Origin of the sequence: Escherichia sp. KTE159 (genome assembly GCF_000408805.1) — a bacterium.
Lineage (GTDB): Bacteria > Pseudomonadota > Gammaproteobacteria > Enterobacterales > Enterobacteriaceae > Escherichia > Escherichia marmotae.
In genome coordinates this window covers 271,730-287,431 of the sequence record NZ_KE137292.1, presented here as the reverse complement: position 1 = coordinate 287,431, position 15,702 = coordinate 271,730, and the positions used below count along the sequence as shown (strand labels likewise).

Below are 15,702 nucleotides of genomic sequence, written 5' to 3'. Positions count from 1 at the left end.
AGCCGTTAAGACATGCCTAATTTCTTTATTGATCGCCCGATTTTTGCGTGGGTGATCGCCATCATCATCATGTTGGCAGGGGGGCTGGCGATCCTCAAACTGCCGGTGGCGCAATATCCTACGATTGCACCGCCGGCAGTAACGATCTCCGCTTCCTATCCTGGCGCTGATGCAAAAACAGTGCAGGATACTGTTACACAGGTTATCGAACAGAATATGAACGGTATCGATAACCTGATGTACATGTCATCCAATAGTGACTCCACGGGTACTGTGCAGATCACTCTGACCTTTGAGTCTGGTACTGATGCGGATATCGCGCAGGTTCAGGTGCAGAACAAACTGCAACTGGCAATGCCGTTACTGCCGCAGGAAGTACAGCAGCAAGGGGTGAGTGTTGAGAAATCTTCCAGTAGCTTCCTGATGGTTGTCGGCGTTATCAACACCGACGGCACCATGACGCAGGAGGATATCTCTGACTACGTAGCGGCAAATATGAAAGATGCCATCAGCCGTACATCGGGCGTCGGTGACGTTCAGTTGTTCGGTTCCCAGTACGCGATGCGTATCTGGATGAACCCGAATGAACTGAACAAATACCAGTTAACGCCGGTTGATGTTATTACCGCAATCAAAGCACAGAACGCCCAGGTAGCTGCCGGTCAGCTCGGTGGTACGCCGCCGGTTAAAGGCCAGCAGCTTAACGCCTCTATTATTGCTCAGACGCGTCTGACCTCCACTGAAGAGTTCGGCAAAATTCTGCTGAAAGTGAATCAGGATGGTTCCCGCGTACTGCTGCGTGATGTGGCGAAAATTGAGCTGGGTGGTGAAAACTACGACATCATCGCGGAATTTAACGGACAACCGGCTTCTGGTCTGGGTATCAAGCTGGCGACCGGTGCAAACGCGCTGGATACCGCCTCAGCAATCCGGGCTGAACTGGCGAAGATGGAGCCGTTTTTCCCGTCGGGTCTGAAAATCGTTTATCCATACGACACTACGCCGTTCGTGAAAATCTCCATTCACGAAGTAGTGAAAACCCTGGTCGAAGCAATCATCCTCGTGTTCCTGGTAATGTATCTGTTCTTGCAGAACTTCCGCGCGACGTTGATTCCGACCATTGCTGTACCGGTGGTATTGCTGGGAACATTTGCCGTCCTTGCTGCCTTTGGTTTCTCGATAAACACGCTAACAATGTTCGGGATGGTGCTCGCTATCGGCCTGTTGGTGGATGACGCCATCGTTGTGGTAGAAAACGTTGAACGTGTGATGGCAGAAGAAGGTCTGCCGCCGAAAGAAGCCACTCGTAAGTCAATGGGGCAGATTCAGGGCGCACTGGTTGGTATCGCGATGGTGCTGTCGGCTGTATTTATACCGATGGCCTTCTTTGGCGGCTCAACTGGTGCAATCTATCGTCAGTTCTCCATTACCATTGTTTCCGCAATGGCATTGTCAGTACTGGTGGCGTTGATCCTGACTCCGGCGCTTTGTGCGACCATGCTAAAACCTATCGCTAAAGGCGATCATGGGGAAGGTAAAAAAGGCTTCTTCGGCTGGTTTAACCGCATGTTCGAAAAGAGCACGCACCACTATACCGACAGCGTAGGCGGTATTCTGCGCAGTACGGGGCGTTACCTGGTGCTGTATCTGATCATTGTTGTCGGCATGGCCTATCTGTTCGTGCGTCTGCCAAGCTCCTTCTTGCCAGATGAAGACCAGGGCGTGTTTATGACCATGGTCCAACTGCCTGCAGGTGCAACACAAGAACGCACGCAAAAAGTGCTCAACGAGGTGACGAATTACTACCTGACCAAAGAAAAGAACAACGTTGAATCGGTGTTCGCCGTTAACGGCTTCGGCTTTGCAGGACGTGGTCAGAACACGGGTATTGCGTTCGTTTCGTTGAAGGACTGGGCTGACCGTCCGGGTGATGAGAACAAAGTTGAAGCGATTACCACGCGTGCAACGCGTGCCTTCTCGCAAATTAAAGATGCGATGGTGTTCGCCTTTAACCTGCCAGCGATTGTGGAACTGGGTACGGCAACCGGCTTTGACTTTGAGCTGATTGACCAGGCGGGCCTCGGCCACGAAAAACTGACCCAGGCACGTAACCAGTTGCTGGGCGAAGCAGCGAAGCACCCTGATCTGCTGACCAGCGTGCGTCCGAACGGCCTGGAAGATACGCCGCAGTTTAAGATTGATATCGACCAGGAAAAAGCTCAGGCACTGGGTGTTTCTATTAACGACATTAACACCACCCTGGGGGCTGCATGGGGCGGCAGCTACGTGAACGACTTTATCGACCGCGGTCGTGTGAAGAAAGTTTACGTAATGTCAGAAGCGAAATACCGCATGCTGCCGGAAGATATCGGTAACTGGTATGTTCGTGCTGCTGATGGTCAGATGGTGCCATTCTCGGCGTTCTCCTCTTCACATTGGGAATACGGTTCGCCGCGTCTGGAACGTTACAACGGTCTGCCATCCATGGAGATCTTAGGTCAGGCGGCACCGGGTAAGAGTACCGGTGAAGCGATGGCGCTGATGGAACAACTGGCGAGTAAGCTGCCTACGGGGGTTGGCTACGACTGGACGGGGATGTCCTATCAGGAACGCCTCTCCGGTAACCAGGCACCTTCGCTGTACGCGATTTCGTTGATTGTCGTGTTCCTGTGTCTGGCGGCACTGTATGAGAGCTGGTCAATTCCGTTCTCCGTTATGCTGGTTGTTCCGCTGGGGGTTATCGGTGCATTGCTGGCAGCCACCTTCCGTGGCTTAACCAACGACGTTTACTTCCAGGTGGGCCTGCTCACAACCATTGGGTTGTCAGCGAAGAACGCGATACTTATCGTCGAATTCGCCAAAGACTTGATGGATAAAGAAGGTAAAGGTCTGATTGAAGCTACTCTGGATGCGGTGCGAATGCGTTTACGTCCGATCCTGATGACTTCACTGGCGTTTATCCTCGGTGTTATGCCGCTGGTTATCAGTACTGGTGCTGGTTCCGGCGCACAGAACGCAGTTGGTACTGGTGTAATGGGCGGCATGGTGACCGCAACGGTACTGGCGATCTTCTTCGTTCCGGTGTTTTTTGTGGTGGTTCGCCGCCGCTTTAGCCGCAAGAATGAAGATATCGAACACAACCATACTGTCGATCATCATTGATAAAACTCGTAATCACTAAGGCCGCGCAAGCGGCCTTTTTAATACGTATAATCTTAAAGTCACAATGTTTACAGCTAAGGTTTCAAACGGAGGGTAGTTTTAACGCGGCATAAAATTCATAAAAAATGCCTATTGTTAGTTAATTTATATTAAGTCGCGCTAATAGGTATAATAACCCATAGACATCTAGAGGCTATTCTTAATTATTTGCGGCAATTCTTTATTTATTCATGTCAATTACATCATAATCAGAGCAATCCTGGGTATTAGTGTGACAAATTCCCATACCATTTTATCAGCCGCGATGCGAGAATCCTGATTACGTTATGAATAGCATCAAACTAACTGCTTTAGGCTTTACGTAGTTGGTGCCAGGATGAAGAAGTAAGCCTTTTCCCTCTCCTCCTCCTAATTGTAATTTTTCGTAATAATGCGATGAAAACCTTCAAAGAGTGGATTATAGTTAATCTAACAAATGTGAGGGCAAGTCCAGGTCAGTAAGTTTTCCCATCCCGAAAGGTGTCCGTTAGTTCAATCGCTAAGAAGGGGACGCGTTATGGATGAATACTCACCAAAAAGACATGATATTGCACAGCTTAAGTTTCTTTGCGAAACCCTGTATCATGACTGTCTTGCAAACCTTGAAGAAAGCAATCATGGTTGGGTTAACGACCCTACCTCGGCTATCAATCTGCAACTTAATGAACTCATTGAGCATATTGCAACCTTCGCGCTTAATTACAAAATTAAGTATAATGAAGACAATAAGCTCATTGAGCAGATAGATGAATATCTGGACGACACCTTTATGTTGTTCAGTAGTTATGGTATTAATATGCAGGATCTCCAGAAATGGCGGAAGTCAGGTAACCGACTGTTCCGTTGTTTCGTGAATGCCACGAAAGAGAATCCTGCAAGTTTATCTTGTTCGAATTATTACAACCATGGGTAGAAGTATGTCCGATAAACCTTTAACAAAAACCGATTATTTGATGCGTTTGCGTCGTTGTCAGACAATTGACACGCTGGAACGTGTTATCGAGAAAAATAAATACGAATTATCAGATAATGAACTGGCGGTATTTTACTCAGCCGCAGATCACCGCCTTGCAGAATTGACCATGAATAAACTTTACGACAAGATCCCTTCCTCGGTGTGGAAATTTATTCGATAACTCAATTAGTATAAAATCAGGCTATAACAGTCTGTTTATTAAGTATATTCTATTTTTTCCATGAAGGCATTCCTCATGTGATCTCCATCACACAGAAGTAACGGGAACGTTCTCTTCATTGGCTTTTTGCATTACTGTGTTGCCGCATTTTCAGCAACCAGGATGTTTGTAATGAGCACAGAAAAAGAAAAGATGATTGCTGGTGAGTTGTATTGCTCGGCAGATGAGACTTTATCTCGCGATCGCCTGCGCGCTCGTCAGCTTATTCACCAATACAACCATTCCGCGCCGGAAGATCAATCACTACGCCAACAAATTCTCACCGATTTACTCGGCCAGGTTGCGGATGCGTATATTGAGCCTTCCTTTCGTTGCGACTATGGCTATAACATTTTCCTCGGTAAAGGGTTTTACGCAAACTTCGATTGCGTAATGCTTGATGTCTGCCCTATTCGTATTGGCGATAATTGCATTCTGGCTCCGGGCGTTCATATTTATACCGCTACACACCCTGTCGATCCTGTAGAACGTAATGCTGGTGGTGAACTGGGGAAACCGGTGACTATCGGTAATAACGTCTGGATTGGGGGGCGTGCCATCATTAACCCGGGCGTTACCATTGGCGATAACGTCGTAGTGGCATCAGGTGCGGTCGTCACAAAAGATATCCCGGACAACGTCGTCGTGGGCGGCAACCCAGCCAGAATCATTAAAAAGTTGTAACTACAATTTGCAACTGTTATGCAAAATTGTGGCAAATCTGTTACTTTCTTCATATCATTCCCACGTTAAAATAGGGTGTTCACTGGAAAGTTGCAGATACCACGAAGGCAAAAGATGACTGAAATACAACGCCTGCTAACCGAAACGATTGATTCTCTGAATACGCGCGAAAAACGCGACAACAAACCCCGCTTTAGTATCAGTTTTATCCGCAAACATCCGGGGCTGTTTATCGGCATGTATGTTGCTTTTTTTGCCACACTGGCGGTAATGTTGCAGTCCCAAACGCTGTCAGATTCAGTCTGGCTACTGGTTGTGTTATTCATCCTGCTTAACGGTTTCTTCTTTTTCGATGTCTACCCACGCTACCGCTATGAAGATATCGACGTGCTCGATTTTCGGGTTTGCTATAACGGCGAATGGTATAACACGCGATTTGTCCCTGCTGCGCTGGTTGAAGCCATACTGAACTCGCCGCGTGTCGCGGATGTTCATAAAGAACAACTGCAAAAAATGATCGTCCGTAAAGGTGAACTGTCTTTTTACGATATATTCACCCTCACCCGCACCGAAGTAACATCTTAAGTTAGGTTTTCCCACCAGGCGTAAACCTCTACGCCTGGTCAATTGACAACGATCGTTGCCACCTGTCACTGCATGAAATCCCCGTCCTAACCACTGATCTCTTGCCAGCCTTTTTTCACGATCAGATATACTTTCCCTACACTGTGTTAATAAGGACATGCTGGTGAGAACACGACATCTGGTCAGCCTGATTTCAGGTGTACTTATACTTTCAGTACTGCTGCCTGTCGGCTTAAGCGTCTGGTTGGCCCATCAGCAGGTAGAAGCGTCATTTATTGAGGAGTTGAATACCTATTCTTCCCGTGTCGCTATTCGGGCCAATAAAGTGGCGATGCAAGGAAAAGATGCGCTGCAAGAGCTGGAAAGATGGCAAGGTGGAGCCTGTAGTGAAGAACATCTCATGGAAATGCGCCGGGTTTCATACAGCTATCGCTATATTCAGGAAGTGGTCTATATCGATAACAACATTCCCCAGTGCTCTTCTCTGGAACACGAAAGCCCACCGGATACCTTCCCGGAGCCGGGGAGGATTTCAAAAGAGGGTTATCGTGTCTGGTTAACCTCGCACAACGACTTAGGTATCACCCGTTACATGGTTGCTATGGGAACCGCACATTACGTAGTAATGATCGATCCTGCCTCCTTTATCGACGTAATTCCTTATAGCTCATGGCAAATTGATGCCGCCATTATTGGCAATGCCCATAATACTGTCATAACCAGCAGCGATGAAATTGCCCGGGGCATTATTACCCAACTACAAAAAACGCCCGGTGAGCATATCGAAAATAATGGAATTATTTACGACATCCAGCCCCTCCCGGAGATGAATATTTCCATCATCACCTGGGCTCCAACGAAAATGTTGCAAACAAGCTGGTATCGGCAGGTCTTTATTTGGTTACCTGTTGGGTTATTAATTGGTCTGCTGGCAGCGATATTTGTGCTTCGTATTTTGCGCCGCCTCCAGTCACCGCATCACCGACTGCAAGATGCCATCGAAAACCGTGATATTTGCGTACATTATCAGCCGATTGTCTCCTTAGCCAATGGCAAAATTGTCGGTGCCGAAGCACTGGCACGTTGGCCACAGACGGACGGTAGCTGGTTGTCACCGGATAGTTTCATCCCGCTGGCACAGCAAACGGGTCTTTCTGAACCACTGACGCTGCTGATTATAAGAAACGTATTTGAAGATATGGGCGACTGGCTGCGACAACACCCGAACCAGCATATTTCAATCAATCTGGAATCTACTGTGCTCACATCGGAAAAAATTCCGCAACTCCTGGGGAAAATGATCAACCACTACCAGGTTAACCCTAAACAGATCGCGCTTGAACTCACAGAGCGCGAGTTTGCCGATCCGAAAACCAGCGCTCCGATCATTTCTCGCTACCGGGAAGCCGGTCATGATATTTATCTGGATGATTTCGGTACTGGTTATTCGAGCTTAAGTTATTTGCAGGATCTGGATGTCGATATTCTGAAAATAGATAAATCCTTCGTTGACGCACTGGAATATAAAAATGTCACCCCGCATATCATCGAAATGGCAAAAACGCTGAAGCTGAAAATGGTGGCGGAAGGCATCGAAACCAGCAAACAGGAAGAGTGGCTACGCCAGCATGGTGTGCACTACGGTCAGGGCTGGTTGTACAGCAAAGCTTTGCCAAAAGAAGATTTCATTATCTGGGCAAAACAGCATCTCTGAATTAGGGGCTGGCGGCACGCCGCACAGCCCGTCACGCTACTCGTCGATGATTGACTCGAACCCACCGTAAATCATCCGTTTGCCATCAAACGGCATTGATTCACCGAACTCTTTCATCCGTGGGTCAGACATCATTTTTTGATTGGCAGCGTCGCGGACCTCTTTTGAAGGATATTCAATCCAGCTAAACACCACTTCCTCATTCTCTTCCGCTTTCACTGCCATGCGAAAATCGGTCACTTTGCCGTTTGGCACATCGCTGGCCCAACATTCGACAATGCGAAGCGCGCCAAACTCTTTAAACAGTGGCGCGGCCTTTGCGGCCATTTCCCGGTAGGCATCCTTATTTTCGGCAGGAACAGCAACAACAAACCCATCAACATACTTCATCAGAAACTCCTCCGAAGCGTACTGCGCAGTCAGGCAATTCCTGCAGCGTCAGTCGTGATTAAAGTTTAGCCACATTGAGATTTTTTGACGAAACGGCGGGGAAACAGAAATGGGTGGGGGCCCTGCCAGCTACATCCCGGCACACGCGTCATCTGCCTTGGCTGCTTCCTTCCGGACCTGACCTGGTAAACAGAGTAGCGTTGCGGGAGAACCAACAGAGCCCCCATTGAGAGCGTTGAGAACCAACGCGCAGGCGCATTATCACTGCTGCCCCTGCTAATTGCAACCCATTGCGTGCCAGATGCTGCTTTCTTGCGCAATGCGGCTTCACTCAGGCGTTTTTCCAGATTATGCTGAAAAATTACCTCAGGAAGAAAAGATGGAAAAAGAAGATTCATTTCCCCAACGCGTCTGGCAAATCGTAGCCGCTATTCCCGAAGGCTATGTCACCACCTACGGTGATGTCGCAAAACTGGCAGGATCACCCCGCGCCGCGCGCCAGGTAGGCGCTGTGTTAAAGCGCCTACCCGAAGGCAGCACCTTGCCCTGGCACCGGGTGGTTAATCGTCATGGCACAATTTCGTTAACCGGCCCAGATTTACAGCGTCAGCGGCAGGCGTTGCTGGCAGAAGGTGTGATGGTGTCGGGAAGCGGGCAAATCGACTTGCAGCGTTATCGCTGGATTTATTAACCCTCTCCGGACGGAGAGGGTTAATGGCGCTTAGTATTGCGTAGGTGCTGGAACTGCCGAAGACGGATTCACTTGTGTCGGGGAAGTCGACGGTACAGTGGTTGTTGCGCCACCGCTGGCCTGAACCGGCACGGCGGTTTGCTGAACCGGCACTAATGTCAGGTCAGCTTTGGTTCCGCCCTGATTGATCACCGGTTGAACGGTATCGGTGATAAACACCAGTTTGTCGTTGACGGTAACCGCCGCACTCAACAGGATACGCGCATTCGGCTGAACGTCTGCCGGGTTAAATGGCAGAACAAAACTGAACGGTGACTGTTTACCTTCGGTACGTACTGCTTTCTGCGCCAGAACTTTAGAAGGCGCATCCGCTAACGACGCGTCAGAAAGTGTCACGGTCAGCACGGCGTCAGGCGGCAGTGCGACTTTCTGACGGATCCAGACCGTACCGGAAACATTCGGTTGTTGTATAGCAGGTTGCTGTGTCGCTGCAATAGACGTATTTGCAGCCGGTGCTGGCGTCTGGATATCCGCGCTTTTATCCGCGCAAGCCGCCAACGCAATCGCAACCGCTAAACCACTGACCATGTGCACGAGTTTCATTCACTTCTCCTTATTATCAATGCACCAGCGGGCTAACTTTCCTCGCCGGAAGAGTGGTTAACAAAATAGTAACGTCAATAAGTGTGGCACATGTCACGTATTAACGCCTGCATTTAGCCAGTAATTCAGACCATTGCACCCATCGGACCAGTAACAAAATTGCGTTATACTCAACTCACTTTGGCTTGCTGCGGCAGCTTTGTTACTGGAGAGTTAATATGAGTCAGGCCTTAAAAAATTTACTGACATTGTTGAATCTGGAAAAAATTGAGGAAGGACTCTTTCGCGGCCAGAGTGAAGATTTAGGTTTACGCCAGGTGTTTGGTGGCCAGGTCGTGGGTCAGGCGCTGTATGCTGCAAAAGAGACAGTTCCCGAAGAGCGTCTGGTGCATTCGTTCCACAGCTACTTTCTTCGCCCTGGCGACAGTAAAAAGCCGATTATTTACGATGTCGAAACGCTGCGCGACGGCAACAGTTTCAGCGCCCGTCGTGTGGCTGCTATTCAAAACGGCAAACCGATCTTTTATATGACGGCCTCTTTCCAGGCACCGGAAGCGGGTTTCGAACACCAAAAAGAGATGCCTCCAGCCCCTGCGCCTGATGGTCTGCCTTCGGAAACGCAAATCGCCCAGTCGCTGGCCCACTTGTTACCGCCAGTGCTGAAAGATAAATTTATCTGTGATCGTCCGCTGGAAGTCCGTCCGGTGGAGTTTCATAACCCACTGAAAGGCCACGTCGCAGCCCCCCATCGTCAGGTGTGGATCCGCGCGAACGGCAGCGTGCCGGATGATCTGCGCGTTCATCAGTACCTGCTCGGTTATGCCTCTGACCTCAATTTCTTGCCAGTAGCTTTACAGCCGCACGGCATCGGTTTTCTCGAACCGGGGATTCAAATTGCTACCATCGACCATTCCATGTGGTTCCATCGACCGTTTAATTTAAACGAATGGCTGCTGTATAGCGTGGAGAGCACGTCAGCGTCCAGTGCCCGCGGATTTGTGCGTGGTGAGTTTTATACCCAGGACGGCATGCTGATTGCCTCGACCGTTCAGGAAGGGGTAATGCGTAATCACAATTAAAAAACAGCCGGAGGTGAAAACCGTCCGGCTGTCAGATTGTTGGTAACGTGCTTTTGTTGATGCCGGTGGCGGCGTAAACGCCTTATCCGGCCTACCAATTCTTGTAAATTCAATAAATTGTGATTTTTATTGTCGGCCTGATAAGCACAGCGCATCAGGCAAATTTGTATTTGATTGCAGGTTACGCGTTATAGGCATTTTCGCCGTGGCTGTTGACGTCCAGCCCTTCACGTTCCTGTTCTTCCGGTACACGCAGGCCAACCGTCAAATCCGCCAGTTTGTAGCCGATAAACGCCACCACACCAGACCAGACGATCGTAATGGCGATACTTTCCAGTTGTACCAACACCTGATGGCCCATCGTCACACCTTCCGCGAAGCCCACACCGCCCAGCGAACTGGCGGCAAAAATTCCGGTCATGATACAGCCGACAATACCGCAAACGCCGTGTACACCGAAGACATCGCAGGGATCATCCACCCGCAGCAGACGTTTCAACATAGTAACGCCCCACAAGCCTGCCAGACCAGCTACCACGCCGATAATCAACGCGCCGCCAACACCAATGTAACCACAGGCAGGCGTCACGCCGACCAGACCGGCAATCGCACCAGAGCAAGCCCCCAGCAGAGAAGGTTTACCGCGCAGTGCCCATTCACCGAAGATCCAGCCAAGAATTGCCGCCGCCGTTGCTACCACGGTGTTAACAAACGCCAGTGCCGCAATTTCGTTTGCCGTGCCCGCAGACCCGGCGTTAAAACCAAACCACCCGATATAAAGAATGGCAGTTCCGGTAAAGACCATCGGCAGGTTGTGCGGTTTAAACGCCTCTTTGCCAAAGCCCACGCGTTTACCGACCAGATACGCGCCTACCAGACCGGCGATTGCGGCGTTAATGTGCACCACTGTGCCACCGGCAAAATCCAGCGCACCGTGGGAAGCCAGCAAACCGCCTCCCCAGACCATATGCGCAATCGGAATGTAAGAGAGCGTCAACCACACCACCACGAAGATTAACACTGCCGAGAAGCGAATCCTCTCCGCCAGCGCCCCGACGATCAAGCCAACGGTAATACAGGCAAACGATCCCTGAAACGCCACGTGGATATACTGATAGATACTGCCCATTACCGCGGTCAATTCGATATTTTTCAACATTAACCAGTTAATGTTGCCAAAGAAGTTGTTGCCCTCGCCAAACGCCAGTGAGTAGCCGTAAACCACCCAGAGAATACAAACCAATGCAAAGGTCACGGTCACCTGTGTCAGCATCGACAGCACGTTTTTACCGCGAATCAGACCACCATAAAACAGCGCGATACCCGGAACAGTCATAAACAGCACCAGCGCAGTACAAATCATCATAAACGCATTGTCGGCTTTATCTGCCACCGCAGGAGCAGCCATTACCAGTCCTGGCAGCATCGCCAGTGAAGCAAGCCCAGTTTTTATCGTCGCTATCTTCATTTTTCAGTCCTGTTGCTGTGTGCCAGAGATTACAGCGCCGCTTCGTCGGCTTCGCCGGTACGGATACGAATGACGCGTTGCAATTCAGCGACAAAGATTTTGCCGTCGCCAATTTTTCCGGTGTAAGCCGCCTTGCTGACGATATCGATCACTTCATCGAGTTGATCATCGGCAATCGCCACATCGATTTTTACTTTTGGCAGGAAATTGACGCTGTATTCCGCGCCACGGTACAGCTCAGCATGCCCTTTCTGACGCCCGAAACCTTTCACTTCAGTGACGGTCAGGCCCTGGATGCCAATGGAAGATAACGCTTCACGAACGTCTTCCAGCTTGAATGGTTTGATTATCACGGTCACCAGCTTCATAGATCCCCTCCGGTCAGAATTCGGTAATGGTTCTGCTACACGAAGAAGGTATTGCAAGCGGTGTGCCAGAAATGAAAAACGAGAGGGAAAGCAGGACGCAAAGGTGATTGAAAACAAAAACGCACTATGACAGTGCACAGTGCGTTGCATTTTTGCACCAACGATGAAATTTTGCGCTAATCAGGCGCTCAACGATTCCTCTTCACGTACGCTGGCAGCCAGTTCTTCTCCTGCAAGTTGCAGTTGGTACATCTGCCAGTAACGTCCCTGAGCCGCAAGCAGTTGCTGGTGCGTCCCCTGCTCCACGGCTTGTCCACGATGAAGCACCAGAATGGTGTCGGCATCAACAATGGTCGATAAGCGGTGAGCGATCACCACCAGCGTAGTATGTTCGCGCACCGCCGCCAGGGCGTGCTGAATCGCCTGTTCAGTACCGGAATCAATACTGGCGGTTGCTTCATCAAGGATCAGGATTTGCGGTGTTTCTACCAGCACGCGCGCCAGCGCCAGCAACTGTTTTTGCCCGACTGAGAGATTATTCCCCTGCTCGCCCAACGGCGTATAAATGCCGTCGCTCATGCTGCGCGCCAGCTCTGCCAGTTGCACCGTTTCCAGCGCTTGCCAGACGCGTTCTTCGGAGATATCACGCCCCAGCGTAACGTTCGCCAGGAAGGAATCCGCCAGCACAACCGGATCTTGCTGCACCATTGCCACGCCCTGGCGCAGCGCGCTGTGACTTAGCGAACTTAACGGACGTCCGTCGAGACGAATCTCGCCTTCCGTTAGCGGGTAATAGCCCATCAGCAAACTTGCCAAAGTGCTTTTGCCACTGCCGGTATGCCCGACCAGCGCCACAAAGTTGCGCGAAGGCACAGACAGATTAATGTTTTTCAGTACCAGATTGTCATCACGATAGGCAAACGACACATTATCGACGTCAATGGTGCCGCTCTGTAACGGGCGATCATCATTGCCATATTGCTGGCGCGGCCCGTCCATCAGTTCAAATACACGCTCACCTGCGACAACAGCCTGTTGCAGCATTGCCTGTTGCGTGGTCAGTTCGATTAATGGTTCGTTAAGTCGCCCCAGATAGCTGATAAACGCATACAACACGCCCACTTCAATAGTGCCACTGGCAGAGAAACCAAACAGCATCAACAAACCGCAAAGAATGAGCGATGAAAACAGACTAAGCAGTGGTCGCAGTAAAAAGCCGTCGAGCCGCAAGGTTTGCATTCGCGCCATATAGTGCGAACGGCTGGCCTCCCCCATACGTTCACCAAATCGCGCCTGCTGACGGAACTGCTGGATAACGCTCATGCCATTGATGATTTCGTTAAAACCGTCGTTGATATCCGCCAGATAGGCGCGCACGCGGCGGACAATCGGCGTACTGTAACGCTGGTATATCACCATCACCACCAGCACGACCGGGAAGATCATTATTGCCACCAGCGCCATTCGCCAGTCGAGACTGAACATCGCCACCAGCATCGCACCCACAAGTGCGGCGCTACGCAAAACGGTTGCTACCACGGTAACGTAGAGATCGCGGATCACTTCTGTGTCATTGGTGACGCGGGAAATGACCTGCCCGACCGGCTGGGTATCAAACTCACTTAATGGCTGGCGTAGCGCAGCATCCATCACGTCGGTACGCAACTGTTGTACAACGCCAACCGCCGCCCGGTTAAACAACAACGACTGCGCGTAGTGCAGTCCGGCGGCAAGCAGTTGCAGCCCAACATACGCCACCGCCAGACCAACAACCATCTTCAACGGCAGATTATTTTTCGCCACCATATTGTCGATAAAATAGCTGATGAGCAGCGGCCCACTCACTTCTGCCGCTGCTGCAACCCACATCATCAGAACCGCAATACCCAGCGGCTTACGCCACGGCGAACCGTATGCTAACAGGCGCTTCAGAGTCGGCCACAGTTGGCTAAAACTACGCATCAACGGCCTCCTCGTGAATTTCAGGGGCATCGTCAAGCGCCGCCTCCAGTTGTTGATAGCGATACATATCGCGATACCAGCCGCTTTGTTGCGCCAGCACATCATGATCGCCGCGTTGAGCGATATGCCCGTGCTGCATCACAATTATTTCACTGGCTTCTGTCAGTGCAGAAAGACGATGGGCGCTGATGATGACCGTTCGCCCCTGTCCCCACTGGCGCAGGTTATGCAGGATCTGGTGCTCTGTGCGTCCGTCCACCGCAGAAAGCGCATCATCCAGAATGAGGATTTCCGCATTCACCAGTAACGCCCGGGCAATGGAGATACGCTGTTTTTGGCCACCGGAAAGCATCACGCCACGTTCGCCCACTTCTGTGTCGTAACCTTGCGGCAGACGAAGAATATCGTCATGCACACTGGCCAAACGCGCTACGTGCTCAATCTCTTGCTGGGTAGCATTCGGGCAACCCAGCGCAATGTTATTCGCCACGGTGTCGGAAAAAAGGAACGGCGTCTGACTGACGACTGCCAGGCGGCTACGCCAACTGTCGAGTTGTAGCTGCGTCAGAGGAATATCATGAAAGCGAATATCCCCCTCGCTGACGTCGAAATGACGTTGAATGAGTGACAGCACGGTACTTTTGCCGGAACCGGTCGGCCCGCAAATGCCCAGCATCTGACCGGGCTTCAATACGAAACTGACGTTTTCCAGCGCAGGATGGTGAGTTTGCGGATAGGTAAACTGGCGAATATTCACATCCAGTTTACCGCGTCCTTCCGGCACACTTTCGCTACCATCTTTGACGACCGGCGCTTCCGCCAGCATCGTTCGAATACGGCTGTACGCCGCGCTGCCGCGTTCCACAATGTTAAACATCCATGCCAGCGCCAGCATCGGCCAGATCATCAGGCCAAGATACATCATAAAACTGGTGAGCTGTCCCAGCGTTAAACTGCCCTGCACAACCATCCAGCTTCCCCCACCAATCGCCAGTAAATTCGCCATCCCAATAGCGATATAGATGGTCGGATCGAAACGGGCATCAATACGTGCCACACGCATGTTTTTCTTGCCAGTGTCCTCGGCATCTGCGGCAAATAGCGCCGACTGGCGATCTTCCAGACCAAAGGCTTTAATCATACGGATACTGGTGAGGCTCTCCTGGGTGCGGTCGTTGAGGCTGGAAAACGCCGCCTGCGCCAGCTTAAAACGCTCATGCAAAGCGTCGCCATTACGTTTGATCATGATCGCCATCACCGGCATCGGCAGCAGCGCTATTAAGGTCAACTGCCAGCTAATTTGCGTTGACATCATAATCAGCACCGCGCAGCCCATCACCAGCGAATCCACCAGCGTCAGCACCCCTTCCCCGGCGGCAAATACCACGCGATCAACGTCATTCGTCGCGCGGGCCATTAAGTCCCCCGTCCGGTGACGCAGGTAAAATTCTGGATGCTGGCGGCTTAACTGGCGGTAATAATCTTCACGCAGTTCAACAGCCAGTTGATAAGACGCACCGAACAACAGTACACGCCAGACATAACGCAGTAGATAAACCACGACTGCAATCAGCACCATAGTGGCGATCCACATCAGGATCTGTCCGGTCGTAAAGTGTTGTTCCGTCACGCCATCGACCACAATCCCGACTACTTTCGGCGGAACCAGTTGCAGCATCGCGATAATGACAAGCAAGGCCACAGCCCCGAGATAGCGACGCCATTCCCGACGGAAATACCAGCTTAGTTGAGCAAATAATCGCACGCGTTGTGTCCTGACCT

Annotated in this window: 14 protein-coding genes and 1 other RNA gene; 8 read left to right on the top strand and 7 right to left on the bottom strand. The window is 50.8% G+C overall.

From position 1 onward, the window contains the following. Positions 1–12 precede the first annotated feature (12 nt). The 6 genes from acrB (at position 13) to A31E_RS19885 (ending at position 7,359) form a co-directional block, all read left to right on the top strand. Positions 13–3,162: an efflux RND transporter permease AcrB gene (gene acrB / locus A31E_RS19860; RefSeq protein WP_001132495.1), complete on the top strand. Its 3,150-nt coding sequence runs from the start codon at positions 13–15 to the stop codon at positions 3,160–3,162. A gap of 556 nt (positions 3,163–3,718) precedes the next feature. Continuing rightward, positions 3,719–4,114 (top strand): Hha toxicity modulator TomB, encoded by a 396-nt coding sequence (gene tomB / locus A31E_RS19865; RefSeq protein WP_000344801.1) that lies wholly within the window; start codon positions 3,719–3,721, stop codon positions 4,112–4,114. Positions 4,115–4,118: 4 nt separating this feature from the next. Beyond that, a complete protein-coding gene (locus A31E_RS19870; protein WP_001280991.1) occupies positions 4,119–4,337 on the top strand; it encodes an HHA domain-containing protein in 219 nt (72 codons plus the stop codon). Positions 4,338–4,508: 171 nt separating this feature from the next. After that, positions 4,509–5,060: a maltose O-acetyltransferase gene (maa, locus tag A31E_RS19875; RefSeq protein WP_000102537.1), complete on the top strand. Its 552-nt coding sequence runs from the start codon at positions 4,509–4,511 to the stop codon at positions 5,058–5,060. Between the two features lie 114 nt (positions 5,061–5,174). Continuing rightward, positions 5,175–5,645 carry a YlaC family protein gene (locus tag A31E_RS19880; RefSeq protein WP_010379081.1) on the top strand — a complete coding sequence of 157 codons (471 nt, stop codon included), beginning with the start codon at positions 5,175–5,177 and terminating at the stop codon, positions 5,643–5,645. Positions 5,646–5,808: 163 nt separating this feature from the next. Next, positions 5,809–7,359: an EAL domain-containing protein gene (locus A31E_RS19885; protein WP_001515896.1), complete on the top strand. Its 1,551-nt coding sequence runs from the start codon at positions 5,809–5,811 to the stop codon at positions 7,357–7,359. 36 nt (positions 7,360–7,395) lie between these two features. Here A31E_RS19885 and A31E_RS19890 read toward each other — a convergent pair whose 3' ends face one another. Next, the gene (locus A31E_RS19890; protein WP_000878149.1) at positions 7,396–7,749 is read right to left on the bottom strand and encodes a DUF1428 domain-containing protein; all 354 of its coding nucleotides are present in this window, start codon (positions 7,747–7,749) and stop codon (positions 7,396–7,398) included. Between the two features lie 120 nt (positions 7,750–7,869). Then, an RNA gene (ffs, locus tag A31E_RS23830) (signal recognition particle sRNA small type) lies at positions 7,870–7,966 on the bottom strand. Positions 7,967–8,128: 162 nt separating this feature from the next. Between ffs and A31E_RS19895 the strand changes: the two genes are divergently transcribed. Further along, complete coding sequence (locus tag A31E_RS19895) at positions 8,129–8,440, top strand: MGMT family protein (protein ID WP_000409903.1); 312 nt, start codon at positions 8,129–8,131, stop codon at positions 8,438–8,440. Between the two features lie 30 nt (positions 8,441–8,470). Here the strand turns inward: A31E_RS19895 and A31E_RS19900 are convergent, their stop codons facing one another. Further along, positions 8,471–9,043 carry a YbaY family lipoprotein gene (locus tag A31E_RS19900; RefSeq protein WP_016248421.1) on the bottom strand — a complete coding sequence of 191 codons (573 nt, stop codon included), beginning with the start codon at positions 9,041–9,043 and terminating at the stop codon, positions 8,471–8,473. A 218-nt stretch (positions 9,044–9,261) separates the two neighbouring features. Here A31E_RS19900 and tesB point away from each other — a divergent pair, with 218 nt between their 5' ends. Beyond that, positions 9,262–10,122 carry an acyl-CoA thioesterase II gene (gene tesB, locus A31E_RS19905; RefSeq protein ID WP_000075873.1) on the top strand — a complete coding sequence of 287 codons (861 nt, stop codon included), beginning with the start codon at positions 9,262–9,264 and terminating at the stop codon, positions 10,120–10,122. A gap of 181 nt (positions 10,123–10,303) precedes the next feature. On the opposite strand, the gene amtB is transcribed toward tesB, so the two are convergent. The 4 genes from amtB to A31E_RS19925 all read right to left on the bottom strand — a co-directional run bounded on the left by amtB (position 10,304) and on the right by A31E_RS19925 (position 15,685). Further along, positions 10,304–11,590, bottom strand: coding sequence for an ammonium transporter AmtB (amtB, locus tag A31E_RS19910; RefSeq protein ID WP_000685045.1), 1,287 nt, complete (start codon positions 11,588–11,590; stop codon positions 10,304–10,306). A gap of 29 nt (positions 11,591–11,619) precedes the next feature. Next, positions 11,620–11,958, bottom strand: a complete 339-nt coding sequence (gene glnK / locus A31E_RS19915) for a P-II family nitrogen regulator (protein ID WP_000780338.1) — start codon at positions 11,956–11,958, stop codon at positions 11,620–11,622. 180 nt (positions 11,959–12,138) lie between these two features. Further along, the gene (locus A31E_RS19920; RefSeq protein ID WP_001256183.1) at positions 12,139–13,920 is read right to left on the bottom strand and encodes a SmdB family multidrug efflux ABC transporter permease/ATP-binding protein; all 1,782 of its coding nucleotides are present in this window, start codon (positions 13,918–13,920) and stop codon (positions 12,139–12,141) included. Further along, positions 13,913–15,685: a SmdA family multidrug ABC transporter permease/ATP-binding protein gene (locus A31E_RS19925; protein WP_001515893.1), complete on the bottom strand. Its 1,773-nt coding sequence runs from the start codon at positions 15,683–15,685 to the stop codon at positions 13,913–13,915. Before A31E_RS19925 ends, A31E_RS19920 begins: the two co-directional genes overlap by 8 nt. Between the last annotated feature and the right edge of the window lie 17 nt (positions 15,686–15,702).

Coding starts and splice junctions, on each gene's coding strand:
- acrB (WP_001132495.1), top strand. CDS start 13: ATGCCTAATTTCTTTATTGATCGCCCGATTTTTGCGTGGGTGATCGCC.
- tomB (WP_000344801.1), top strand. CDS start 3,719: ATGGATGAATACTCACCAAAAAGACATGATATTGCACAGCTTAAGTTT.
- A31E_RS19870 (WP_001280991.1), top strand. CDS start 4,119: ATGTCCGATAAACCTTTAACAAAAACCGATTATTTGATGCGTTTGCGT.
- maa (WP_000102537.1), top strand. CDS start 4,509: ATGAGCACAGAAAAAGAAAAGATGATTGCTGGTGAGTTGTATTGCTCG.
- A31E_RS19880 (WP_010379081.1), top strand. CDS start 5,175: ATGACTGAAATACAACGCCTGCTAACCGAAACGATTGATTCTCTGAAT.
- A31E_RS19890 (WP_000878149.1), bottom strand. CDS start 7,749: ATGAAGTATGTTGATGGGTTTGTTGTTGCTGTTCCTGCCGAAAATAAG.
- A31E_RS19895 (WP_000409903.1), top strand. CDS start 8,129: ATGGAAAAAGAAGATTCATTTCCCCAACGCGTCTGGCAAATCGTAGCC.
- A31E_RS19900 (WP_016248421.1), bottom strand. CDS start 9,043: ATGAAACTCGTGCACATGGTCAGTGGTTTAGCGGTTGCGATTGCGTTG.
- tesB (WP_000075873.1), top strand. CDS start 9,262: ATGAGTCAGGCCTTAAAAAATTTACTGACATTGTTGAATCTGGAAAAA.
- amtB (WP_000685045.1), bottom strand. CDS start 11,590: ATGAAGATAGCGACGATAAAAACTGGGCTTGCTTCACTGGCGATGCTG.
- glnK (WP_000780338.1), bottom strand. CDS start 11,958: ATGAAGCTGGTGACCGTGATAATCAAACCATTCAAGCTGGAAGACGTT.
- A31E_RS19920 (WP_001256183.1), bottom strand. CDS start 13,920: ATGCGTAGTTTTAGCCAACTGTGGCCGACTCTGAAGCGCCTGTTAGCA.